Source organism: Acidovorax sp. (genome assembly GCF_021287135.1).
Lineage (GTDB): Bacteria > Pseudomonadota > Gammaproteobacteria > Burkholderiales > Burkholderiaceae_C > Acidovorax.
The window spans coordinates 100,641-124,706 of record NZ_JAJTBB010000078.1 but is presented as its reverse complement, the minus strand read 5'-3'; the positions used below and the strand labels follow the sequence as shown (position 1 = coordinate 124,706).

Below are 24,066 nucleotides of genomic sequence, written 5' to 3'. Positions count from 1 at the left end.
AAACCTTTTGAAATCAATGACCTTGCGGAACCGGTGGCCGGTTGGCTTCGTCGCAAGTGCGACGTTGCTTGGTCAACAGTGTCGGGGTTGCGACGAAGCGTCTACGCCCTTGAAACAACTCCCGAACTGGGCGACGAAAGCCTGCCACCGCAATCCAGAGAAAGAAAAAGAAGGACAGAAGGAAAGAAGAAAACAGGCGGGCACACGCCGGCCACCCTGCCCCTCAAGTCGCGGCGCTTGCCCGCCGAATCGGGCGTCAGAACTTCCTCACCTCGATCCCGTGCTTCTGCAGCGCATAGCCCATCTGGCGGGGCGTGATCTTGAGCAGGCGGGCGGCCTTGGCCTGGACCCAGCCGCAGCGTTCCATGGCCCAGATGAGTCGCTCACGCTCACCCTCGGGCTTGTCGTCGGCACGCCCGGCCAGCGCGGGCGCGGGAGAAGAGTCCAACGGTGCGCCTTCGCCAGAGCCCACCGGCCCGGGCGGCTGGGGGTTTGGGGCCGCCGCGCCGCCTGACGGCGCTGCGGGCCGCGGCGGCGGATTGCCAGGAATTTCCGCCACCGGGATTTCGGCGAGGCGGCTGGGACGCACGGCGTCTTCACGTTCGATGTGGTGCAACACCTGGGTGAGGCAGCGGTTGTCGCGGCAGGGAAACGCAAGGTCGGTGATGAGGTCGTTGGCGGCCATGGTGGCGGTGCGCTCGACGCAGTTTTCCAGCTCGCGCACGTTGCCGGGCCAGTAGCAACTGACCAGCACCCGCATGGCTTCGGCGCTGAACTGGGTGGCTTTGCCGTTGTCGCGGTTGAAGCGGTCCAGAAAATGCTGGGCCATGGCCGGGATGTCCTCGCGCCGCTCCCGCAGCGGGGGCAACTGGATGCTGACCACGTTGATGCGGTAGTAAAGATCCGCACGAAACTCGCCGGCCTGCACCATGCGCTCCAGGTTGCGATTGGTGGCGAGGATGAGGCGCACGTCAACCTTCACCGGCGCGCCCCCGCCCACGCGCTCGAAGCTGCGCTCCTGCAGCACGCGCAGCAGCTTGGCCTGGAAGGCGGCGGAGATGTCGCCGATTTCGTCCAGGAAAAGCGTGCCGCCGTGCGCCATCTCAAAGCGCCCTTTGCGCTGCCCCTGGGCGCCGGTGAAAGCGCCCTTCTCGTGGCCGAAGAGTTCGCTCTCCAGCAGGGTTTCCGTCAACGCCGCGCAATTGACACCCACAAAGGGCTCCCGGGCGCGCGGGGACAGGCTGTGAATGGCGCGGGCCATGACCTCCTTGCCAGTGCCGCTTTCGCCGCGCAGCAGTACGGTAGTGCGCGAGGGGGCCACTTGGTGGATCTGCTCAAAGACCTTGAGCATGGGTGGCGAGACACCCACCACCTGCTCGATCTTGTGCCGGCGCCCGCTCAAGGCTTTTTGCATGCGGCGGTTGTCATCCTGCATGGATGCGGCGGCGGCGGTGACGCTGTCGTGCAGGCGCAGCGACTGCCCCATCAGCGTGGCCACCATGCGCAGCAGCCGCAGGTCGTCGGCGAACACGCGGCGCCCGTCGGGATTGAGGCAGTCCACCACCAGCACGCCGCGCGTCCGATGGTCCGCACGGATGGGCATGGCCAGCATGGCCACCGGGGTGCCGGGGCTCTGGTCGGCGCCCCCGGTGCGGTTCAAAAACAGCGGCTCCGCCCGCACATCGGACACGGCCGCGGGCAGGCCGCCGGCAAACACGCGCCCCACAATGCCCTCGCCGGACCCGAAGCGCAGGCGCTGCTGTTCGGCAGGGGTCAGGCCCACCGCGCACAGCCCCGTGAGCATCCCTTCCGCATCCTCCACGACCACAAAGGCGCGCCGCCAGTCAAAGGCGTGCAGCAGGTAGTTGAGCGCCTCGCGAAAGGTCTTGTGAACGTCAAGCGACGTGGTCAGTGTCTTGCCGATCTCGTAAACCGCTTCAAGTTCACGGCGGACCGTAGGGGGCGTAGTCGTCACGATGGCTCTCCCATCCTGTTGATGCCGACCGGGGTGCACCAGTAGCGGGACTCCACCGCGAGACCACGGCCTTGCAACAAATCCGACGCAAAAAACATGCCGATCAGGCCAGGCGCGGGCTTTGCCACAAACCCGACAAAGCGCGGACCTTGCGGTATGTCATGCACAGAACAAATTGCACAGACAGCACAGAAAAAATGCGGGTTCAACGGCCCAAAGCACATGGCACCGAAGTTGCAGAGGCAGGGCATCCCACCGACAGGAGTCAGCCATGCCAGACGAGCGCCGCCCTCCCGCACTTGCCCGCAGCCACCTGCCCATCTACCTGGACTACGCCGCGACCACCCCCGTCGACGGCCGTGTGGCCAACAAGATGTGGCCCTACCTGACCGAGCAATATGGCAACCCCGCCAGCCGGTCCCACGCCTTTGGCTGGGCGGCCGAAGAGGCGGTGGAACTGGCGCGCGAGCAGGTGTGTTCGCTGGTCAACGCCGACCCGCGCGAAATCGTCTGGACCTCCGGCGCCACCGAGTCCAACAACCTGGCCCTCAAGGGTGCGGCCCACTTCTACCAGGCCAAGGGAAAGCACCTGGTGACGGTTGCCACCGAGCACAAAGCCGTGCTCGACAGCATGCGGGAGCTGGAGCGCGAAGGCTTCGAGGTCACCGTTCTGCCCGTGCTGCCCAGCGGTTTGCTGGATCTGGACCGCTTCAAGGCCGCGCTGCGTCCCGACACCGTGCTGGCGTCGGTAATGTTCGTGAACAACGAAACCGGCGTGATTCAGGACATCGCGGCCATTGGGGCCCTCTGCCGCGACAAGGGCGTTCTGCTGCATGTGGACGCCGCGCAGGCGGTAGGCAAGGTCGCGATCGACCTGCAGAGTCTGCCGGTGGATTTGATGTCCATGTCGGCCCACAAGATCTACGGACCCAAGGGCATTGGCGCGTTGTATGTGCGGCGCAAGCCCCGCGTGCGGATCGAGGCGCAGATGCATGGCGGCGGGCATGAGCGCGGCATGCGGTCGGGCACGCTGGCCACCCACCAGATCGTGGGGATGGGCGAAGCCTTCTGGTTGGCGCGCGACCAGATGGCCAGCGACAACGCGCGCATCGCGGCGCTGCGCGCGCGACTGTGGGCCGGCATCTCCCGACTCGACAGCGTCGAGCTCAATGGCGACCCAGTGCACCGCGCCTGCGGCTACCTCAATGCCAGCTTCAACTATGTGGAGGGCGAGTCGCTGCTGATGGGAATGAAGGGCGTGGCGGTGTCATCGGGCTCCGCGTGCACGTCGGCCAGCCTGGAGCCCAGCTACGTGCTGCGCGCCATGGGCCGCAGCGACGAGTTGGCGCACAGCTCCGTGCGCTTCTCCATCGGCCGCTTCACGACAGCGGAAGAAATCGACGCCACGATCGCGCAAGTGACCGAGGTGGTAACGCGCCTGCGCCACATGAGTCCCCTGTGGGACCTCGTGCAGGCGGGCATCGACCTGTCCACGATCCAGTGGGCTGCACATTGACCCGACGGCAGGAGAGACACCATGGCCTACAGCGACAAAGTCGTGGACCACTACGAGAACCCGCGCAATGTCGGCGGCTTCGACGCGAACGATGACCAGGTGGGCACCGGCATGGTCGGAGCCCCAGCCTGCGGCGATGTGATGAAGTTGCAGATCCGGGTCAACGCCCAGGGCGTGATCGAGGACGCGAAGTTCAAGACCTACGGCTGCGGCTCGGCCATCGCGTCGAGTTCCCTGGTCACCGAATGGGTGCGGGGGCGCACGCTGGACGAAGCGCTGGCGATCAAGAACTCCGCCATCGCCGAGGAGCTCGCACTTCCTCCCGTGAAGATCCACTGCTCCATTCTGGCCGAGGACGCCATCAAGGCCGCCGTGGCTGATTACCGCGCACGCCACCAGCCGCCAGCCCCCTCCGCCGAGGTGGTGATCGAGCAGCAGGCTTGCGAGCCCCGCGGCAGCTGAGCCGCCCCAACCAGGAGAACCGCCATGTCCACCCCCCAAGAAGCGCCGCTGTCCGCCGCATCGCCCCTGCCCGGACTGCTGGACTTCACCCCCAGTGCCGCGGCCAAGGTGTCCGCGTTGATCGAGGAAGAAGGCAATCCGCAACTCAAGCTACGCCTGTACGTCACGGGGGGCGGATGCTCAGGCTTTTCCTATGGCTTCGTCTTCGACGACCAGGTGGCCGAGGACGACACCGTCGTCACCACGGAAGGAGTCGCACTGGTGGTGGATGCCATGAGCCTGCAGTACCTGGTGGGCGCACGGGTCGACTTTGAAGACGGCTTGGAAGGGTCGCGCTTCGTCATCCACAACCCCAACGCGCAAACCACGTGCGGCTGCGGTAGTTCGTTTTCCGCCTGAGGTAATGCCATGTCCATCTCGTTGACACCCGCCGCCGCGCGCCACGTCCAAAAGTCGCTGTACAAGCGCGGCAACGGCCTGGGATTGCGGCTGGCCGTCAAGACCAGTGGCTGCTCGGGCTTCGCCTATGCGCTGGAATTTGTGGACGCGATGAACCCCGACGACCAGTGCTTCGAGCACCACGGGGTCAAGATCATCGTTGATCCGCGCAGCCTTCAGATGCTGGACGGTACCGAACTCGACTTTGTGCGCGAAGGCCTGAACGAGGGCTTCAAGTTCAACAACCCGAACGCCAAGGCCAGTTGCGGCTGCGGCGAGAGCTTCGCCGTCTAAAGCCATGGCCCTTCTACAGATCAGCGAACCCGGCCGCTCCGCCGCTCCCCACCAGCACCGGCTGGCGGCGGGCATTGATCTGGGAACCACCAACTCGCTCGTTGCCACCGTCCAGAGTGCGCAGGCCCGCGCGCTGCCCGATGCCACCGGTGCGCTACTGCTGCCCTCGGTGGTTCGCTACCTTCCCGGCGGCACTGCCGTGGTGGGCGCACCCGCGCAGGCGCATCAGGTGGAGGACCCGCAGAACACCATCGTCTCGGCCAAGCGCTTCATGGGCCGCACGCTGTCGGACGTCACCGAGGCACAGGCCTTGCCCTACCGCTTTGTGGACGCCCAGGGCATGGTCGGCATTGCCACTGCGGCGGGCGAACGCTCGCCCGTACAGGTCTCGGCCGACATTCTTGCGGCCCTGCGGCTGCGCGCCGAAGAAGCCCTGGCCGGCCCGCTGGCCGGGGTGGTCATCACCGTGCCCGCCTACTTCGATGACGCACAGCGCCAGGCCACCAAGGACGCCGCCAGACTGGCCGGCCTGAATGTGCTGCGCCTGCTCAACGAGCCCACGGCGGCCGCCATTGCCTACGGTCTGGACAAGGCCGCCGAAGGCACCTTTGTGGTGTACGACCTGGGCGGGGGAACGTTCGACGTTTCGGTGCTCCGGCTTGCGCGCGGCCTCTTCGAGGTGCTTGCTACCGGTGGCGACTCCGCGCTGGGCGGCGACGACTTCGACCGTGCGGTGGCCGAGTGGTTCTGCGCACAGCACGGCGTGCCGGGGCTGCAGGCGCTGGCGCCCACCGCACAGCGGGCGCTGCTGAGCGCGGCGCGGTCGGCCAAGGAATCGCTGTCGTCCAGCGAGGTCGTTCCCCTGTGCGTCGCCATGCCCGGCGGCGGCACCCTGCAGGCCCTGCTCAGCCAGGACCAGTTCGCGCAGATCGCCAAGGGGCTGATCGACCAGACCCTGCGCGCCACCCGGCGTGCGCTGCGTGACGCGCGGCTGTCCACGGCAGACATCGATGGCGTGGTGCTCGTGGGCGGCTCGACGCGCATGCGCGCGGCACAGGACGCGGTGCGCGACTTCTTCGGCACCGAGCCGCTGTGTGACATCGATCCCGACCAGGTCGTCGCCTTGGGCGCTGCCATGCAGGCGGATGTGCTGGTGGGCAACGGCACGGGCGACGGCTGGCTGTTGCTGGACGTCTGCCCACTGTCCCTGGGGCTGGAGACCATGGGCGGCCTGGTCGAGAAGATCATTCCACGCAACTCCACGCTGCCCATTGCGCGAGCCCAGGAGTTCACCACCTTCAAGGACGGGCAGACGGCCATGAGCCTGCATGTGGTGCAGGGTGAGAGGGAGTCCGTGTCGGATTGCCGCTCCCTCGCGCGCTTTGAGCTGCGCGGCATCCCCGCAGCGGTGGCGGGCGCGGCGCGCATCCGCGTGAGCTTCCAGATTGACGCCGATGGCCTACTGTCGGTCACCGCGCGCGAGCAAACCACAGGCACCGAGGCGCATGTTGAAGTGAAGCCCAGCTACGGTCTGGCCGACGCCCAGATCGCATCCATGCTGCAGGAAGCGGTGGGTGCATCGGCCCGGGACATGCAGCTGCGTTCGCTGCGCGAGGCGCAAGTCGATGCGCGCCGCCTGCTGGACGCCACCTGTGCCGCGCTGGCGCAGGACGGGGCCTTGCTGGCCCCGGGCGATCTTCAGGCGATACGCCAGGCGGCCTTCGGCCTGGCGGACCTGCTGGAAACCGAAGAGGACGCGCAGGCCCTGCGACTGCAAAGCGCCCAGCTGTCCGCCGCGACCGAAGGATTCGCGGCCCAACGCATGAATGCGTCCATCCAGAAGGCACTGGCAGGCCGCGCCCTCGAAAGCCTCTGATGCCCACCGTCCATGTACTGCCCCACCCCGTGCTGTGCCCCGGGGGCATGGATTTCGAAGGCCGTCGCGGCACCTCGCTGTGCGAGGGGATGCTACGCGCTGGACTGGCCATCGAACATGCCTGCGACATGGTGGCCGCCTGCGCCACCTGCCATGTGCATGTGCGCCAGGGCGGCGCGTCGTTGACCGAAGCGGACGAGGCGGAGAGCGACCAGCTCGACAACGCCTGGGGACTGGACGCTCAGTCGCGCCTGGCCTGCTGCGTGCGGCTCGGCGATGCCGACCTGGTGGTGGAATTGCCCCGGCACACCCGCAATCACGCACGCGAGCAGTAGAAACCTGTTCAACGCCTTTTCGGGGACCGCATCCGAGTGCCATCGGGAGGATGTGTGCTGCGAATGCACCGCATGGGCGCGTGCCCGTGCAAGCCGCCCGGGCGTTCGACGACCCGTTTTCGCGCCAACCCTTCGACAAGGTCCTTGTGCGGCCTTGACAGGTCTTGACCACGCTCTGACAGCCGACGTCCCGGTGTCTGGAACAGCACATTCCCGACACCCAGCGCAGACCGCAACCATGCGCCCCCCACCAAGCCGCCGCCAAAGCGCACAAAAAGGACCGGATTCCCCGTGGCACACCGTTTGCAGTAGGTACGAAAAGGACCTCGCAACATGGCACCTCACCCCATCATCAACGACACGACCCTGCGCGATGGCGAGCAGACAGCGGGGGTGGCCTTCACGGTGGAAGAAAAGTGCGCCATTGCGCGTGCACTGGCCGATGCGGGCGTGCGCGAAATGGAAGTCGGCATCCCGGCCATGGGGCCTGAGGAGATGGCCTGCATCGCCGCCATCGCCGCGCAAGAGTTGCCGGCACGCCTGATGGTGTGGGGCCGCATGACGGACCGCGATCTGGACCTGGCGCTGCGCACCCCCGCCCACATCGTCCATCTGTCGATCCCGGTGTCCGACATCCATCTGCGCCACAAGCTGCGCCAGTCGCGCGCCTGGGCACTGGGGGAAGTCCGCCGGGTGCTCACCCGGGCCCAAGCCAGCGGCCGCGAGCTGTCCGTGGGCCTGGAAGACGCTTCCCGGGCCGACCCTGCCTTCGTGACCGAAGTCGCCCGGCTGGCCCAGGCGTGCGGAGCGCAACGGGTACGGTACGCCGACACGCTGGGCGTGCTGGACCCCTTCTCGACCCACGAGGCCATCGCACGCCTGCGCGAGTGCATCGACATCGGCATCGAGATTCACGCCCACAACGACCTGGGCCTGGCCACGGCCAACACCCTGGCCGCGTTGCGGGCCGGCGCCACACACGCCAACACCACCGTCAACGGGCTGGGCGAGCGCGCAGGCAACGCCGCGCTGGAAGAGGTGGTCATGGGCGTGCGCCATCTGCTGGGCGGCGACACTGGCGTGGCCACCCAGGCGCTGGTGGGCATCTCGGGCCAAGTGGCGCGGGCATCGGGCCGCGCGGTGGCGGCCAACAAGAGCATCGTGGGTGATGCGGTCTTCACGCACGAATCGGGCATCCACATCGATGGCCTGCTCAAGAATCCCAGCACCTACGAGAGCTTCGACCCCGCCGAGCTGGGCCGCCAGCGGCGTACCGTGCTCGGCAAGCATTCGGGGTCGCAGGCGGTGCGCCATGCCTACGGCGAAATCGGCATCCCGCTCGATGACGAGCGCCTGACCGGCCGGCTGCTCGGCCGCATTCGCGCCCATGCCGAAACGGCCAAGCAGGCGCCCACATCACAGGACCTGCAGCGCTTTCTGGCCGAAACCACGCCACGCGCGGCAGGTGCGGGCGCAAGCCGGCAAGCCGTCGCGCCATGACCCCACCGGAGGACACCATGCTCGCCGCGCATGAACAGCGCCTGCCCCGCCGCCGTGGCTGGTGGACGCTGGTGCGCAGCGACGTGGACTGTGCCCTGCAGCGAGACCCCGCGGCGCGCAACCGCCTGGAGGTCTGGACCATCTATCCCGGCGTGCAGGCCACGGCACACCACCGCATTGCCCATGCGCTGTGGACGCGCGGCTGGCGCTACCTGGCCCGCTGCGTGTCCTACGCCTCGCGCTGGCTGACCAACGTCGACATCCACCCGGGCGCCCGCATTGGCGAGCGCTTCTTCATCGACCACGGCGCGGGCGTCGTCATCGGGGAAACCGCCGAGATCGGTGACGACGTGACGCTTTACCACGGCGTGACGCTGGGTGGCACCACCTGGAACCCCGGCAAGCGCCATCCCACCCTGGGCGACGGCGTGGTGGTGGGGGCGGGAGCAAAGATCCTGGGGCCGATCCAGGTCGGCAACGGCGCCCGTGTGGCCGCCAACTCGGTGGTGATCGCGCCCGTTCCCGAGGGGGCCACCGTGGTTGGCATTCCCGGCAGGGTGGTCGCGCCCCGGCGCAGCACGCCCCATGGCTTCGACCTGGACCACCACCTGATCCCGGACCCGGTCGGCAAAGCCATGGTCTGCGCGCTGGACCGCCTGGCCCGGCTCGAACGCGCCTGGGCCGCAGGCCGCAACGCGCCCCACGGCGGACTCGACAGCGCTGGGGGCCCTGCGCCGCAGACTTCCGAAGGCGCATGCGGCGCCGGCTGCACCTTGTCCGCCTCCGGCTGCGACATCCCACCACCGACTCCCGAGGAGTGACCCATGGATGACTTTCTGACCCGCCTCAAGAACCTCTCATCGGCAGAGGACTTTCTGCAGTTCTTCGGTGTGCCGTTCGACCCGGCGGTGGTCAACGTCAGCCGGCTGCACATCCTCAAGCGCTTCTTTCAGTACCTGCGCCAGCAGGGCCAGGTGCCGCCCTCGGGCGACGAACTGGCACTGTTCACTGCGTACCGCGAACTATTGGCCCGCGCCTATGCGGACTTCGTGACCTCCACCCCGGCGCAGGAGAAGGTCTTCAAGGTGTTCCAGGACGTGGGGGGCAAGCAGCACGTCTCGTTGGAAAGCCTCAAGCATTCGGCGCCGTCCCGCCTTGCCGCCTGAACCCAAGGAGCATCCCATGCACATCGTCGTCTGTATCAAGCAGGTCCCTGACTCGGCGCAGATCCGCGTCCACCCCGTCACCAACACCATCATGCGCCAGGGGGTTCCGGCCATCGTCAACCCCTACGACCTGTTCTCGCTGGAAGAAGCGTTGCGCCTCAAGGACCAGTTTGGAGGCAAGGTGACCGTGCTGTGCATGGGGCCGCCGCAGGCGGAAGAAGCCTTGCGCAAGTGCATCAGTTTCGGTGCCGACGACGCCGTGCTGGTCACCGATCGCGCCTTTGCCGGGGCCGATACGCTGGCCACGTCCTATGCGCTCGCAGCGGGCATCCGGCAGATCGCCCGCGAACAGGCCGTGGACATCGTCTTCACGGGCAAGCAGACCATTGACGGCGACACCGCGCAAGTCGGCCCGGGCATCGCCAAGCGCCTGGGCCTGCAGCTGTTGACCTATGTGTCGCGCATCGTCGAAACCGACCTGGACCAGCACACCATCACCGTGGAGCGGCGGGCGGAGGGCGGAGTGCAGGTGCTCAAGACGGCGCTGCCCTGCCTCATCACCATGCTGGAGAACACCAACGAACTGCGCTTTGCCAACCTGCCGGCCATGATCCACGCCGCCGCCTATCCAGTGCGCAAATGGAACAAGGAGGACGCAGGCATCGAGGACCTCGAAAAGATCGGCCTCAAGGGCTCGCCCACGGTGGTGAGCAAGGTGTTCGGCCCCACGCCGCGCAGCGAAAAGGCCGAGATGCTGGCGCTGGAGACCTCGACCCTGCGCGACGTGTCGCTGAACCTGCTGCAGAAGATCTTTACACGCCACCCCACCCTGGAAGCCGACCTGCTCATGAAGGAGGAAGCATGAACGCCCCCACCGCCCCATCGGCTGCTCCCGCCCGGCGCCCCGCCGGGCGCGCCGGACGCAACACCGAGCTGCCAGAACACCTCAAGGCCTACAAGGGCGTGTGGGTGTTCATCGAACACGACCGCGGCCATGTGCACAGTGTGTCGTGGGAGCTGCTGGGCGAAGCCCGCAAGCTGGCCGACATTCTGGGCAGCCAGGTCGGCGTGGTGGTGCTCGGCGGCAACGACGAGCCGCTGGAAGCCTACGCGGCTGAGGCCTTCACCTTTGGCGCCGACAAGGCCTACATCGTCCACGACCCGGTGCTCAAGGGCTACCGCAACGAGCCCTTCACCAAGGGCCTGACGGACCTGGTCAACAAGTACCAGCCCGAGATCCTGCTGCTGGGCGCGACGTCTATGGGCCGCGATCTGGCGGGGTCGGTAGCCACCACGCTGCTCACGGGCCTGACCGCCGATTGCACCGAGCTGAACATCGACCCCGCGTCCAAGGCCCTGGCTGCCACGCGGCCGACCTTTGGCGGCTCGCTGCTGTGCACCATCATGACGCTGGCCTACCGTCCCCAGATGGCCACGGTGCGCCCGCGGGTGATGGCCATGCCACGCGCCGAGACCGGTCGCACGGGGGAGATCGTCCAGGACACGCTGGGCATGGTCGAGACGCAGATCGTGACCAAGCTGCTGGACTTCATTGCCGACGCGCACAGCAACCGCATCAACCTGCCTTACGCGGACGTGATCGTCAGCGGCGGCAAGGGTCTGAAGAACCCCGAGAACTTCAAGCTGGTGTTCGAGCTGGCACGTGTGCTGGGCGGCGAAGTGGGCGCAACACGGCCGTGCGTGCAGGCCGGCTGGGTGGAGGCGGACCGCCAGGTGGGCCAGACCGGCAAGACGGTGCGCCCCAAGCTCTACATCGCCGCAGGCATCAGCGGCGCCATCCAGCACCGCGTGGGCATGGAAAGCTCGGACGTGATCGTCGCGATCAACACCGACCCGAATGCGCCCATTTTCGACTTCGCGCACTACGGCATCGTCGGCAATGCCCTGCAGGTGCTGCCCGCGTTGACGAGCGCCTTCGCCGAGCACTTGGCCAAGGCCCGCCGCCAGGTGGCCTAAGCCCATTCACCTCAAGGGGAACGCCATGAAGAAACCCTCCCAATTCGACGCCATCGTGGTTGGCGCCGGCGCGTCGGGCAACGCCTGCGCCTACACGCTGGCCCGGGCCGGCCTCAAGGTCCTGCAGATCGAGCGCGGGGAATACCCGGGCAGCAAGAATGTGCAGGGGGCCATCCTCTACAGCGACGCGCTGGAGAAGATCATTCCCGATTTCCGGGAAGACGCCCCGCTGGAACGGCACATCATCGAGCAGCGTGTCTGGGTGCTCGACGACAACAGCTTCGTCGGCACGCACTACCGCAGCGACGACTACAACAAGCCGCCCTACAACCGCTACACCATCATCCGCGCGCAGTTCGACAAGTGGTTCAGCTCCAAGGTGCGCGAGGCCGGGGCGCTGCTGATTTGCGAGACCACCGTGGACCATCTCATCATGGACGGCGACCAGGTGGTGGGCGTGCAATGCGACCGCGAAGCGGGCGACGTGTACGCCGACGTGGTGATCCTCGCGGACGGCGTGAACAGCACGCTGGCACGCAAGGCGGGGTTTCACGGCGAGATCAAGGCGGGTAACGTTGCGCTCGCGGTCAAGGAGATTCTGTTCCTGCCCGAAGAGACCATCCGCCAGCGCTTCAACATCGGCGAAGAGGAGGGCGTGGTCATCGAGATGGTCGGCAAGATCACCGACGGGATGATGGGCACGGGCTTCCTCTACACCAACAAGGAGTCGCTGACGCTGGGTATCGGCTGCATGCTGGGCGATTTCAAGGCCAGCCCCAACAAGACCAGCCCCTATGCGCTGCTTGAGCGGCTCAAGCAGCATCCTTCCATTGCCCCGCTGATCCAGGGCGGCGAGATGAAGGAGTACGCCGCGCACCTCATCCCCGAGGGTGGCTTTTATGCGGTGCCCAAGGTGTATGGCAACGGCTGGATGATCGTGGGCGACTCGGGCGGGTTCGTCAACGCGGTGCACCGCGAGGGCTCCAACCTGGCCATGACCACAGGGCGCCTGGCCGCCGAAACCGTGATCGCTGCCAAGGCCGCTGGCCTGCCGATGAACGAGGCCGCGCTCAAGCCCTACAAGACCGAACTCGACAAGAGCTTCGTCATGAAGGACCTGCACAAGTACCGTGACATGCCGGGCGTGTTCCACAAGAACAACCAGTTCTTCACCACCTACCCGGAGCTGGTCTCGCGCGCCGCGCACAAGATGTTCACCGTCGACGGGGTGGACAAGAAGACCAAGGAACGCGAGATTTTTTCGAGCTTCCGCAACTCGCGGTCACTCACCGGCCTGGTGGGCGACGCCGTCAAACTCTGGAGGGCCTTCCGATGAGTACCGCCGCCACGCATGTGAACGTCGAAGAAAAGCTGTTCCAGAACCGCTACCGGGTGGACGCCGGCCGGCCCCACATCCAGATCAAGGACCCCGCCATTTGCTCCAACGATTGCACGGACCAGTCGTGCACGCACGTGTGTCCGGCGTCCTGCTACAAGGCGGAGGGCAACGGCAGCGTGACGCTGATCACCGATGGCTGCCTGGAGTGCGGCAGCTGCCGCATCATCTGCTCGGAGCACAGCAATGTGAACTGGGAGTACCCCCGGGGCGGGCACGGCATCCTATTCAAATTCGGCTGAGGCAAGCACCCAAGCCTGCGCGCTCGGCGAGGCTGCGCCCTGGCTCCAGCAGCTTACCTACGATGGCTAAGCGCGTTGGACACCAGCTTGGAGGTGATATCGACGATCTGGATCATCCGGTCGTAGGGCATGCGCGTCGGACCAATGACCCCCAGCGTTCCGACCACCTGCCCATCCACCTCGTAGGGTGCGCTGACGACGGACAGTTCCTCGAACGGCACTACCTGACTCTCTCCGCCAATGTAAATGCGCACCCCTTCGGCCTGGCTGGAAATGTCCAGCAACCGGAGGATCTGGGTCTTTTGCTCGAACAACTCAAAAGCCCGCCGCAGATTGCCCATGTCGCTGGAGAAATCACTGACCGACAGGAGATTGCGCTCGCCGGAGATGACGACCTCCTCCTGCGCTGCGGACAACGCCTCGGACCCCGCATTCACCGCGGCGTGCATGAGAGACGCAATCTCACCCCGCAGCACATCCACCTCGGACCGCAGGCGCTCTCGGACCTGCTCCATGGCGAGCCCGGCGTAGTGGGCGTTCAGAAAATTGGAAGCCTCGACGAGCTGGGAGGACGAATAGTCCGCATCCGTGAAGATCACTCGGTTCTGCACGTCACCTTCAGGCGACACGATGATGACCAGAAAACGCCGCTCGGACAGGCGCAGGAATTCAATGTGGCGGAACACCGAAGTCCGCCGTGGAGCCATCACAACCCCCACAAACTGCGACAGATTGGACAGCAACTGCGCTGCGTTCGCGATCACTTTCTGCGGCTGCTCGGGCGCCAGCTGCGGGGCCGTGAGCGGATCACGCTGCACGGTCAACATGGTGTCCACAAACAGGCGGTAACCTCTGGCGGTCGGGACCCGTCCAGCCGATGTATGCGGACTGGCAATAAGCCCCAGTTCCTCCAGATCGGCCATCACGTTGCGGATGGTCGCAGGCGAGAGATCCAGCCCCGAAGCGCGGGACAACGTGCGCGACCCGACCGGCTGCCCGTCAGCGATATAGCGCTCGACCAGAGCTTTGAGCAATAACTTGGCACGGTCATCGAGCATGGAATCATTTTAATGATGTAATTTCACGATGACGTCCAAATTCCGCCATGTGGCGCTCATCGGCAAGTACCACGCTTCATCGGCAGGTCCCACAGGAGACAGCCTGCGCCAAGCCCTGGAAGATATTGCGCACCTGCTGGAGCGCCAGGGCTGCGAAGTGGTGCTGGAGGCAGAGACCGCGAGCAATACGGGCATTGCGCACTACCCCGTCCTCACGGCGGATGAGATCGGATCCCGATGCGACCTGGGCCTGGTCGTGGGCGGGGACGGCACGATGCTGGGCATCGGCCGGCGGCTTGCGCGCTTCGGCACCCCGCTGATTGGCATCAACCAGGGCCGCCTGGGCTTTATCACCGACATTCCCTTCGACGCTTACCGAACCACTTTGCCGGCCATGCTGCAAGGGGAATACGAGGAAGACCTGCGTCCCCTCATGCACGCCAAGGTGGTGCGGGACGAACGGACCGTGTACGAGGCCCTGGCCATGAACGACGTAGTGGTCAACCGCGGAGCCACCTCTGGCATGGTCGAACTGCGGGTGGAAGTGGGTGGGCGTTTCGTGGCCAACCAGCGTGCCGACGGGTTGATCATTTCATCCCCTACGGGTTCGACGGCGTATTCGCTATCGGCCGGTGGCCCCATGCTCCACCCCTCCATTCCAGGCTGGGTGCTGGTGCCCATTGCGCCGCACACCCTGTCCAACCGGCCCATCGTGCTTTCCGATGCCACCGAAGTGGCGGTCGAGGTGGTGAGCGGCCGCGATGTCAGCGCCAATTTCGACATGCAGTCGCTGGCATCGTTGCTGCACGGAGACCGCATCCTGGTCAAGCGGTCGGAACACTGCGCGCGCTTTCTGCACCCTGAAGGATGGAATTACTTTGCAACTCTGCGCAAGAAGCTGCGCTGGAATGAAGGAGGCTCCTGACCATGGCGCTCAGGCGGATCACGCTGCGGGATTTTGTGATCGTCCAGGCCCTGGAACTCGACCTGGCGGCGGGTTTCACGGTGCTGACCGGGGAGACCGGTGCGGGCAAGTCCATTCTGATCGACGCACTGCAGCTCATCCTGGGCTCGCGCGCCGATGCGGGCGTGGTTCGGGACGGGGCCGACAAAGCCGATCTGAGTGCCGAGTTCGACTGCCCGCCCCATGTGCAGCCCTGGCTGGAAGAAGCCGGTTTCGCGCTGGAGGACGTGCTGCTGTTGCGCCGTACCGTCGACACCCAGGGCAAAAGCCGCGCATGGATCAACGGCGCGCCGGCCACGGCAGGCCAGTTGCGGGCGCTGGGTGACAACCTTCTTGATATCCACGGTCAGCACGCTTGGCAAAGCCTCACCCGCCCGGAATCGGTGCGCGGACTGCTGGACGCCTTTGCGGGGTTGCAAACGGCCGAGACGGCAGCACGGTGGGCGCAATGGCGCGCGAATCAACATGCCCTGGAACGGGCGCGCATGGCGCAATCCACGCTGCAACAAGAACGTGAACGTCTGCAATGGCAGATCGGCGAGGTGGGCAAGCTCGCGCCAGCGGAAGGCGAATGGGACGAACTGGAAGCCCAGCACAAGCGGCTTTCGCACGCGCAAGCACTGCTGGACAGTGCCGAGGGCGCTCTCCAGGTCTTGCAGAGCGAGGAGTCGGGTGCGCTGACTGGCCTCACGCGCGCACATGCGCTGCTGCAAGACCAGGAACATATCGAGCCAGAGTTCGCCAATCTGGCGGACATCCTTTCCTCCAGCCTGGCTCAGGCAAACGATGTGGTGCACTCGCTGCAGATGTACCTTCGCCATGCGGAGATTGATCCACAGCGCATGGCAGAACTCGACAGCCGGATCTCGCTGTGGATGGCACTGGCACGCCGCTACAAGCGGCCGCCTGCCGAGTTACCCGCCCTGTTGTCGAGTTGGAAAAAAGAACTACTGGCCCTGGATGCCGCTACGGACCTCGAACAGTTGGAAAACGCCGAGGCGGCCAGCGCTAAAGCCTATCATTCGGCCGCGCGCGCGCTATCCTTGGACCGCGCCAAGGCCGCTCCCAAACTGTCGGCAGCCATCACGCACGCCATGCAGGGCTTGGGCATGGAAGGCGGCAAATTCGAGGTTGCGGTGTCCAAGGCGTCCGAACCAGCGTCCCACGGCATCGACGATATTGCGTTTCTGGTGGCAGGCCATCCCGGTACAACGCCCAAGCCGGTCGGCAAGGTGGCGTCGGGGGGCGAGCTCTCTCGCATCTCGCTTGCCATTTCCGTGACGACCAGCGAACTGGGAGTCGCCCCTACCCTCATTTTTGATGAGGTGGATTCCGGCGTGGGCGGAGCGGTGGCGGAAACCGTAGGCCAGCTGATGCAGCGCCTGGGTGCGGACCGGCAGGTGCTCGCCGTCACGCACCTGCCGCAGGTGGCGGCCTGCGCCCACCATCACCTCAAGGTTTCCAAGCACAAGAGCGACAAGGGCACCACCAGCACCGTGGCGTTGGTAGAAGGCGATGCCCGGGTTGCGGAAGTAGCGCGCATGCTGGGCGGCGGAAAGCCTACCAGCACCACGCTGGCCCACGCGCGCGAAATGCTCGATCTGGCGGCAGTGGCGCCTCAAGGGATCCACTGATGGCGCTCGAAATCGTGTTGATTACCGGCATGTCCGGTTCCGGGAAGTCCGTCGCACTGCACGCGCTGGAGGATGCCGGCTACTACTGCGTGGACAACCTGCCGCCGGAACTGCTTCCCGCCTTTGTGGCACTGGAGCACCGCCACCACGGCAACCGCGTGGCCATTGCGATGGACGTGCGCAGCGCAACCTCCCTGCACCAAGTTCCCCAGGAACTGAAGCGCCTGCGGAGCCAGGGTGTCTCGGTGCAATCTATCTTCCTGGACGCCACCATCGACACGCTGGTGCGGCGCTTTTCGGAAACACGGCGGCGCCACCCTCTTTCAAACGACGACCTCCAGAAGGGACGGCGGGCGCTGGTGCAGATCATTGAGCTGGAGCGGGAACTGCTGGCCGAGCTGCGTGAAGAAGCGCACGTGATCGACACCAGCACGATACGGGCGTCCCAGCTGCAGAGCTACGTCAAGAGCCTGCTGGCCACCACCCATGGGCAGATGACGCTGGTGTTCCAGTCCTTTGCATTCAAGCGGGGCATCCCGATGGACGCGGACTACGTATTCGATGTGCGCATGCTCCCCAATCCACATTACGAGCCTTCGCTGCGCGACCTGACCGGTTTGGATGCCTCGGTGGCAGAGTTCCTGCGCCAGCAGCCCGACGTGTCCTTGATGCAGGCGCATATTGAGCAGTTCCTGACCCATTGGCTGGAGATGCTGGACCGGAATCACCGCAGCTACGTCACGGTCGCCGTGGGCTGCACAGGCGGTCAGCACCGCTCGGTCTACCTGGTGGAGCAACTCTCGGAAGCCATGGGCCACCGCTGGAGCACGCTCAAGAGGCACCGAGAACTGGACGGCAGATAGACGGCGCGATCAGCGCCCCGCCCGCAGAACCCTCACCAGAGCGCCGAGCGGGTCGCGTCCAGCAGCTTGCGTATCGGCGCCGGCAAACCCATGCCCTGCCATGCCTCAGGGCCATACCAGTCCCCGGGGTCCTGCCCAGGCTGCGCTGACGCCCCTGCAGCAACCAACACAGGGTGAAGGTGCAAATCCCGGTGTGTCAGGACATGGACGAATGGCGGGAGCTCTTCCATCGCCAAGTCGCAGGCATCCCCGAGGGATGCCACGCAGTCCTGCAATGCCGCCCTGTCGGCAAACACGGGCACGCAGTGCATACCTGCCCAAATGCCGTCGGCAGGCCTGCGCTGCAACCACACGGCCCCAGCGGCATTGCGAAGGACCAGCAGATACCACGACTCCGCCCGGCGAAGCAGCTTGCGTGTCTTGACGGGATAGCGCTCCGGGTCGCCCGCCGCAAATGCTGCACAGCAAGCGACCAGGGGGCAGGCCTGGCACTTTGGCGAGCGCGGCGTGCACACCGACGCGCCCAAGTCCATGAGGCCTTGGGTATACCGGGGCATGGCCTCCGCGAGATCGGTGGTCGGAAGCAGGGACTGGGCCGCCCCCCACAGCGCGCGCTCGTTTTTAGCCTGCGCCAGATCCTCTTCAAACCCCAGTACACGGGTCAGTACCCGCCGGACATTGGCGTCCAGGATAGGGACCCGCTCTGAGAAGCAGAACGCGGCAATGGCGCCAGCAGTCGAACGGCCGATCCCGGGCAGCGTTGCCAGCTCTTGCGCCGAACGAGGAAACTCGCCCCCGTGGGTGTCGACCACGCGCTGGGCGCAACGGTGCAAATTGCGGGCACGGGTGTAATAGCCCAAGCCGCTCCACAACCCCATCACCTCGTCCTGGTCGGCTCGCGCCAGGGCCGCCACGTCGGGGAAACGTTCGAGAAAGCGCGCGTAGTACTCCAGGACCGTGGCCACCTGGGTTTGTTGCAGCATGATTTCCGAGAGCCAGACCCGATAGGGGTCCCGCGTCTTCTGCCAGGGCAGGTGGTTGCGGCCATGGGAGGCCTGCCATGCAACCACCCGTTCGGCAAGGTTCTCCGGTAGCGGGGCCCTCATGCGGACTGCGCGAGGCCATCCGCTGCGGTCACACCCGCAGTGCCGGGCAGCGCCACCAGCCGGCCCGTCAACTCCTGCAGCCGCTGTTCCAGCTGGACGAGCTCTTCCTCGCTCGCCTCAATTTCGGCAATGCGCTCCACCAAGCCGCTGGCCGCTTGCTGTATCCGGTCCACGGCCTCGATACGGCGCGCAAAGCTGCGACGGCGCTCGCGCAACTGGGCATCCAGCTGAGCTGTCGCCGACTTGCTCCACAACTCCAGATCGTTGGCCGCAGATTCGTAGACGGTGCGCAGCCGCATCGCCAGCGCACGCACCAGCCGCTCGGCAAACTCAGGCTGCGCGAGCTTCAGCGCGTTGCCTACACCAAGATACTGCAAATGGCTTTGCTCGATCTGGTTCAGATCACCAATGAAATGCTCCAGCTGCGGTGGCGATGGCACCTGCAGCGAGAAGCCGAATTCCGCGTTGAGCTGCCGGAACGTCCCGCCCAGCATGGCCTGGATCTCGGTGCCGGAGGCTTGCGCCTTGTCCAACGTACCCCGCAGCTGGTCGAACGTCTGGACGTAGATCTTTTTAACGCCAAGCTTCAGCCCCTTGTGCTGGAGTGTCTGGGCCAACTCCGCCAACTCTGCCTTCAGCGACTTGGCCCCCAACTGCTGAAACACGTCGCGAAGCAGCTTGAGATGCACCGCCCGCACGGCCTGGATCTTGGCCGTGCTCAGGTCGAACTCGCGCTGCTCCTGCTCGATGCGGTGGCGCATGGACTCGATCACGGAGGCGTTCTTGCCCCGCAGGCTGCGCAACTCGGCCATCTGGTCGTCGAGATCCCGGCGCCGGATATTGATGACACGGGAGGTTTCCGCCCGCAGGCTGGACACCCCGTTGGCCACGGCAGCCCGCAGGATGGACTGGCGCCGTCCCATGATGCCCCGCGCCAGAGCGTCTTCAAGGACAGGCAATCCGCTGCTTTCCAACAGCAGGTCATCGGCCGTGATCTTGGCGACCAGGCCTTTCTGCGCCGAGACAGGGACCACCCGGTCTAGCGGAACGCCCAGCATTTCCGCAGAGGTGCGGCATTGACGCTCGATCTGCGCCTGCACCTGCTCTGCGGAGTTCAGCGTGTCCCACAGCGTGTCGATCTTGTTCAGCACTACCAAGCGGGCGTCGATGCTCTCTGCCGACGTGGCCAAGTGCTCCCGCCAGATCGAGAGATCGGAGCGGGTCACCCCGGTGTCCGCCCCCAGAATGAACACCACCGCATGGGCCTGCGGAATCAGGTTCACCGTCAGCTCAGGCTCCGCGCCCACGGCGTTCAGTCCGGGGGTGTCCAGAATCACCAGGCCTTGCTTGAGCAAAGGATGCGGGATGTTGATGACCGCATGGCGCCACATGGGCACCTCCACCAACCCGTCCGCATCCGGGACCGGGTTTTCCTCGACCAGGTCGTCGTGCCAGAAACCTAGGGCGCGCGCGTCATCCAGGCTGACCTTGCGCACCTCGGAGACCTTTTCGAGCGCTGCAGCGATCTGGTCCGCGTTCCCTATTTCCAAGGGGATTTCCTGCCAGCGGTCGGCTTTCATCCGCCACTCTGCCAGGCTCTGTACTTGCAGCCGGGTTTCGATGGGGAGCAGGCGCAGGCAAGGTGCCACGCTGGCGTCATATCCCAACTCGGTGGGACACATCGTTGTGCGCCCGGCACTCGCCGGCATGATGCGGCGTCCGTAGTCCGCAAAGAAGATCGCGTTGATCAGCTCCGATTTGCCGCGGGAGAACTCTGCGACAAAAGCCACCATGACCTTGTCGCTGCGCACCTGCTCCTCCAAGCGGGCCAGCCGTTCCTGGACGGCCGCGTCCATGAGCTCGTGGGAGGACATCCACTCCGCCAGCCGTTTGAGCTGCAGGGCGAACTCACGCCGCCAGACGCCGTGCTGGTCGAACTGCTCGTTAAAGGAAGGGCCCACTTTGCTCCCGGAGGTCTAAGAAAACAATGTCCCCGCCAACCCGGCAGGCAGACACAAAATATAGCATCGACCGACGAGCCGCTGCCCCCGCCCCAGGGACCGCAAAGCTCCACAACTCAGGGACGCTGGCATCCGGGACAGAAGTAACTGCTTCGCTGCCCCTGCCGAATCAGCTGGATGGAGGCACCGCAACGATAGCAGGGCGCGCCCCCGCGTCCATACACGTTTGCCTGGGCCTGAAAGTGGCCGGCCGATCCGTCCGCGCTGGAAAAATCCCGCAACGTGCTCCCGCCCATCTCCACCGCCCGTGCCAGCACGGAGCGAATCGCCGCGTGCAGCTTTTCAACACGCACAGGCCCGATGCGGGAAGCCGCCGTGGTGGGACGGACGCCGGCAAGATACAGCACTTCCGACGCATAGATGTTGCCCACCCCAACCACCAGGCGGCCCGCCAGCAGCAGTTGCTTGATGGGCAGGCGGCTCTTTTTCAGGCCCAGCCGAAACGCCTCCAGAGAAAAGGCATCCGACAGAGGCTCCATTCCGAGCCCGCCAAGCAACTTGGCAGCGACAGGGTCCTGCTCGCCCGCCGCATACACCACGGCGCCGAACCGCCGGGGGTCGTGCAACCGCAAAGTGCCGAAGGTGGTCACCAGGGTGAAGTGGTCGTGGGCTCCGGCCGGCGGCAGACTCTCGGCAAAGCGCAGGCTGCCCGACATGCCCAGGTGCACCAGCAGCATCCCTTGGCTCAGGTCGAACAACAGATATTTGCCCCGGCGGCGAACCCCCAGCACCTCCTGCCCGACCAGGATCTGCGGCGCGCAGCCCAACGGCCAGCGCAAGGGCTTGCCCAGCTCCACCGACCGGATGCGTGCGCCCTCGACGGCTTGCGCCACGCTGCGGCGCGTGACTTCCACTTCGGGCAACTCAGGCATAGAAAGACCAGGGCGGCAGGACAGCAGGCATGGATTATTATGGCCCGATGGTGCTATTTCAGAGCTTTCGGACCGCATTATTGACCGCCCTGGCGGCCGTCGTCGCCCAGGGCGTTTGGGCCAAGCAGGCGGACACGCCGCCCCCCCCTGCGGACGAACCGGCAGTGGTTTCCAACCCCGCGCTGGACGCTGATCTGTTCTACGAGATCTTCCTCGGAGAACTCAGCGCCCGCACCGGCGATCCCGGCGCGGGGTACGCCTTCATGCTGGAGGCTGCACGCCGCAGCGCCGACGGCCAGCTCTACCAGCGGGCGGCAGACATCGCCTTGCAATCCCGCTCGGGCGAGTACGCCCTGGCAGCCGCCAAGGCCTGGAAGGACGCACTGCCGGAGTCGCGCGAGGCGAACCGCTACGTGCTGCAGATTCTCGTGGCGCTGAACCGCATTGCCGAAACGCCGGAATTGCTTCGCCAGGAACTGGCCCAGTCCTCCCCGCGCGCCAAGGCATCGACCTTGGCCGCACTGCCCCAGTTGTATGGCCGTGCCAGTGACAAGGCGCTGGCCGTAAAGGTCGTCGAATCCGCGCTGGTGGACGAACTCTCGCACCCCGCGACCGGCCCGGTCGCCTGGGTGTCCTTGGGTCGACTGCGTCTGGCCGCAGGGGACAAGCCCGGCGCGCTGGAGGCCGCGCGCAAGGCCCAGGTCCTGGACAACGCCAATGAAGGCGCAGCCCGGCTGGCGCTGGAGCTGATGGAAGAAAACGTGCTGGACGCCGAACCCGTGGTGGCCCAGGCGCTTGCGCACCAGCCTGTGCCAGAACTGCGCATGGCCTACGCGAGGGTGCTGCTCGGATTGCAGCGCTACCCCGACGCGGCCCGCCAGCTCGAGTCGGCGACCAAGGAGAAGCCGGACCTGCCCGAGGCATGGCTGGTGCTTGCCAATCTGCACTTGCAGGACAACCGCTTGCCCGCCGCGGAAGCCGCGCTGCAGCATTACATGGAACTGGCCAGCGCCGCGGCGGACCCCGAACTGCGCCAACGAGGCCTGACCCAGGCATACCTGCTGCATGCGCAGATTGCGGAGAAGAAAAAGGACTATGCGGCGGCCGAAGCCTGGCTGGCGCGTATCGACAGTGCAGAAGACCTCTTCAGCGCCCAAAGTCGCCGCGCCTCCCTGCTGGCACGGCAAGGAAAAATCGCCGAGGCGCGCGCGCTGCTGCGCAATCTGCCCGGCACATCGCCCGAGCAGCAACGCATGAAACTGCTGGCAGAAGTGCAGTTGCTGCGCGACCTGCACCTCTACCAGGACGCCTACAAAGTCCAGAGCGAACTCGTGGCGCTGGAGCCCGACGACCCGGAACTGGTGTACGACCAAGCGATGCTGGCCGAGAAGGCGGGCCGCCCCGAACTGATGGAGCAACTCCTGCGGCAGGTCATCGCACAGAAGCCGGACTACCACCACGCCTACAACGCGCTGGGCTACTCGCTGGCGGATCGCGGCCAGCGGCTGGAAGAGGCCAAGCAGCTCATCCTGAAAGCGCTGGAATTCGCGCCGTCAGATCCGTTCATCAACGACAGCCTGGCGTGGGTGGAATTCCGCATGGGCAACAAGGCGGAGGCCCGCCGGCTCCTGGAAGCCGCCTATAAGGCGCGGGCCGATGTGGAAATTGCCGCCCATTTAGGGGAAGTGCTCTGGAGCCTCGGCGACCAGGATGCCGCCCGGGCCGTCTGGAGAGAGGGCTTTCGCACCAGCCCTGACAACGAGACCCTCAAGGAAACACTCAAGCGCCTGGGGGCGCAGCCTTGACCCACACCGCATCCCACACAAACCAGACCGGCGCCCGGCCCTGGAACGGCCCCGGCTGGCAATACGCCCGATGGCTCTTCTGGGCAGTCTGCGCCTTGTGGCTAGCGGGCTGCGCGCAGGCGCCGCTCAAGCCTGCCGGGGAAGAGAACACGTGGTCCGGCCGCCTTTCACTGCAGGTCGAGGGGCAGAACGCGCAGTCGTTCGCCGCCCTGTTTGAACTGTGGGGCAGCGAGCGCCAGGGCGGCCTGGCGCTGACCAGCCCCCTCGGCACCCGGATCGCCCAGGTGGAATGGAACGAAGGCTACGCCCAGTTGACGACCGCCCAGGAAACACGCCGCTCCGACTCGCTCGACGCACTGCTGCAGGAGGTCGCTGGGGCGCCCATCCCCGTGGCCGCGCTGTTCCGCTGGTTCCAGGGCCAGCCAGCCAGCGCGCCCGGCTGGAGGGCGGACCTTTCCGCGCTGGAGCAAGGCCGGCTGGTGGCCCAGCGCGACGAGCCCGCACCCCAAGCCACCTTGCGCATTGCGCTGACGCGCTAGCCAGTCCTTTGAAAATCCAGGCGCCAT

23 protein-coding genes are annotated in these 24,066 nt (G+C 65.9%); 18 read left to right on the top strand and 5 right to left on the bottom strand.

The window, feature by feature from the left end; genetic code table 11:
* Positions 1-256: 256 nt before the first annotated feature.
* Complete coding sequence (gene nifA, locus LWW96_RS17920; protein ID WP_291489217.1) at positions 257-1,975, bottom strand: nif-specific transcriptional activator NifA; 1,719 nt, start codon at positions 1,973-1,975, stop codon at positions 257-259.
* A gap of 271 nt (positions 1,976-2,246) precedes the next feature.
* Between nifA and LWW96_RS17915 the strand changes: the two genes are divergently transcribed.
* The 13 genes from LWW96_RS17915 (at position 2,247) to LWW96_RS17855 (ending at position 13,177) form a co-directional block, all read left to right on the top strand.
* Complete coding sequence (locus tag LWW96_RS17915; RefSeq protein WP_291489216.1) at positions 2,247-3,491, top strand: IscS subfamily cysteine desulfurase; 1,245 nt, start codon at positions 2,247-2,249, stop codon at positions 3,489-3,491.
* Between the two features lie 21 nt (positions 3,492-3,512).
* Positions 3,513-3,953 carry a Fe-S cluster assembly scaffold IscU gene (iscU, locus tag LWW96_RS17910; protein ID WP_291489215.1) on the top strand — a complete coding sequence of 147 codons (441 nt, stop codon included), beginning with the start codon at positions 3,513-3,515 and terminating at the stop codon, positions 3,951-3,953.
* A gap of 24 nt (positions 3,954-3,977) precedes the next feature.
* Entirely contained in the window at positions 3,978-4,352 is a 375-nt protein-coding gene (gene erpA, locus LWW96_RS17905; RefSeq protein WP_291489214.1) for an iron-sulfur cluster insertion protein ErpA, read from the top strand.
* Between the two features lie 9 nt (positions 4,353-4,361).
* On the top strand, positions 4,362-4,685 hold the full coding sequence (gene iscA / locus LWW96_RS17900) for an iron-sulfur cluster assembly protein IscA (protein ID WP_291489213.1): 324 nt from the start codon (positions 4,362-4,364) through the stop codon (positions 4,683-4,685).
* Between the two features lie 4 nt (positions 4,686-4,689).
* A complete protein-coding gene (hscA, locus tag LWW96_RS17895) occupies positions 4,690-6,561 on the top strand; it encodes a Fe-S protein assembly chaperone HscA (protein WP_291489212.1) in 1,872 nt (623 codons plus the stop codon).
* A complete protein-coding gene (locus tag LWW96_RS17890) occupies positions 6,561-6,896 on the top strand; it encodes a 2Fe-2S iron-sulfur cluster-binding protein (RefSeq protein WP_291489211.1) in 336 nt (111 codons plus the stop codon). The genes hscA and LWW96_RS17890 overlap by 1 nt, the downstream gene beginning before the upstream one ends.
* A gap of 333 nt (positions 6,897-7,229) precedes the next feature.
* Positions 7,230-8,396, top strand: a complete 1,167-nt coding sequence (gene nifV / locus LWW96_RS17885; protein ID WP_291489210.1) for a homocitrate synthase — start codon at positions 7,230-7,232, stop codon at positions 8,394-8,396.
* Between the two features lie 17 nt (positions 8,397-8,413).
* The gene (gene cysE, locus LWW96_RS17880) at positions 8,414-9,217 is read left to right on the top strand and encodes a serine O-acetyltransferase (protein ID WP_291489209.1); all 804 of its coding nucleotides are present in this window, start codon (positions 8,414-8,416) and stop codon (positions 9,215-9,217) included.
* A gap of 3 nt (positions 9,218-9,220) precedes the next feature.
* Positions 9,221-9,562 carry a nitrogenase stabilizing/protective protein NifW gene (gene nifW, locus LWW96_RS17875; protein ID WP_291489208.1) on the top strand — a complete coding sequence of 114 codons (342 nt, stop codon included), beginning with the start codon at positions 9,221-9,223 and terminating at the stop codon, positions 9,560-9,562.
* A 16-nt stretch (positions 9,563-9,578) separates the two neighbouring features.
* A complete protein-coding gene (locus LWW96_RS17870) occupies positions 9,579-10,427 on the top strand; it encodes an electron transfer flavoprotein subunit beta/FixA family protein (protein ID WP_291489207.1) in 849 nt (282 codons plus the stop codon).
* On the top strand, positions 10,424-11,539 hold the full coding sequence (locus tag LWW96_RS17865) for an electron transfer flavoprotein subunit alpha/FixB family protein (RefSeq protein WP_291489206.1): 1,116 nt from the start codon (positions 10,424-10,426) through the stop codon (positions 11,537-11,539). Before LWW96_RS17870 ends, LWW96_RS17865 begins: the two co-directional genes overlap by 4 nt.
* Before the next feature lie 25 nt (positions 11,540-11,564).
* Complete coding sequence (locus LWW96_RS17860) at positions 11,565-12,875, top strand: FAD-dependent oxidoreductase (RefSeq protein WP_291489205.1); 1,311 nt, start codon at positions 11,565-11,567, stop codon at positions 12,873-12,875.
* The gene (locus tag LWW96_RS17855; RefSeq protein ID WP_291489204.1) at positions 12,872-13,177 is read left to right on the top strand and encodes a ferredoxin family protein; all 306 of its coding nucleotides are present in this window, start codon (positions 12,872-12,874) and stop codon (positions 13,175-13,177) included. Before LWW96_RS17860 ends, LWW96_RS17855 begins: the two co-directional genes overlap by 4 nt.
* Before the next feature lie 53 nt (positions 13,178-13,230).
* Here the strand turns inward: LWW96_RS17855 and hrcA are convergent, their stop codons facing one another.
* Positions 13,231-14,235, bottom strand: coding sequence for a heat-inducible transcriptional repressor HrcA (hrcA, locus tag LWW96_RS17850; RefSeq protein WP_291489203.1), 1,005 nt, complete (start codon positions 14,233-14,235; stop codon positions 13,231-13,233).
* Positions 14,236-14,263: 28 nt separating this feature from the next.
* Between hrcA and LWW96_RS17845 the strand changes: the two genes are divergently transcribed.
* Genes LWW96_RS17845 through rapZ form a run of 3 tightly spaced genes read left to right on the top strand, consistent with a single transcriptional unit; the run spans position 14,264 to position 17,696 of the window.
* Positions 14,264-15,160, top strand: coding sequence for an NAD kinase (locus tag LWW96_RS17845; RefSeq protein WP_291489202.1), 897 nt, complete (start codon positions 14,264-14,266; stop codon positions 15,158-15,160).
* 2 nt (positions 15,161-15,162) lie between these two features.
* Positions 15,163-16,833: a DNA repair protein RecN gene (recN, locus tag LWW96_RS17840; protein ID WP_291489201.1), complete on the top strand. Its 1,671-nt coding sequence runs from the start codon at positions 15,163-15,165 to the stop codon at positions 16,831-16,833.
* The gene (rapZ, locus tag LWW96_RS17835; protein ID WP_291489200.1) at positions 16,833-17,696 is read left to right on the top strand and encodes an RNase adapter RapZ; all 864 of its coding nucleotides are present in this window, start codon (positions 16,833-16,835) and stop codon (positions 17,694-17,696) included. Before recN ends, rapZ begins: the two co-directional genes overlap by 1 nt.
* Positions 17,697-17,728: 32 nt before the next feature.
* On the opposite strand, the gene mutY is transcribed toward rapZ, so the two are convergent.
* From mutY to mutM, 3 genes are all read right to left on the bottom strand, one after another.
* The gene (gene mutY / locus LWW96_RS17830) at positions 17,729-18,802 is read right to left on the bottom strand and encodes an A/G-specific adenine glycosylase (protein ID WP_291489199.1); all 1,074 of its coding nucleotides are present in this window, start codon (positions 18,800-18,802) and stop codon (positions 17,729-17,731) included.
* On the bottom strand, positions 18,799-20,763 hold the full coding sequence (locus LWW96_RS17825) for a dynamin family protein (protein ID WP_291489198.1): 1,965 nt from the start codon (positions 20,761-20,763) through the stop codon (positions 18,799-18,801). The genes mutY and LWW96_RS17825 overlap by 4 nt, the downstream gene beginning before the upstream one ends.
* A gap of 116 nt (positions 20,764-20,879) precedes the next feature.
* Complete coding sequence (mutM, locus tag LWW96_RS17820; protein ID WP_291489197.1) at positions 20,880-21,695, bottom strand: bifunctional DNA-formamidopyrimidine glycosylase/DNA-(apurinic or apyrimidinic site) lyase; 816 nt, start codon at positions 21,693-21,695, stop codon at positions 20,880-20,882.
* Positions 21,696-21,724: 29 nt separating this feature from the next.
* On the opposite strand from mutM, the gene LWW96_RS17815 reads away from it, so the two are divergent.
* Positions 21,725-23,500 (top strand): tetratricopeptide repeat protein, encoded by a 1,776-nt coding sequence (locus LWW96_RS17815; RefSeq protein WP_291489196.1) that lies wholly within the window; start codon positions 21,725-21,727, stop codon positions 23,498-23,500.
* Positions 23,497-24,039, top strand: coding sequence for a lipoprotein insertase outer membrane protein LolB (locus tag LWW96_RS17810; RefSeq protein WP_291489195.1), 543 nt, complete (start codon positions 23,497-23,499; stop codon positions 24,037-24,039). Before LWW96_RS17815 ends, LWW96_RS17810 begins: the two co-directional genes overlap by 4 nt.
* Positions 24,040-24,066 lie beyond the last annotated feature (27 nt).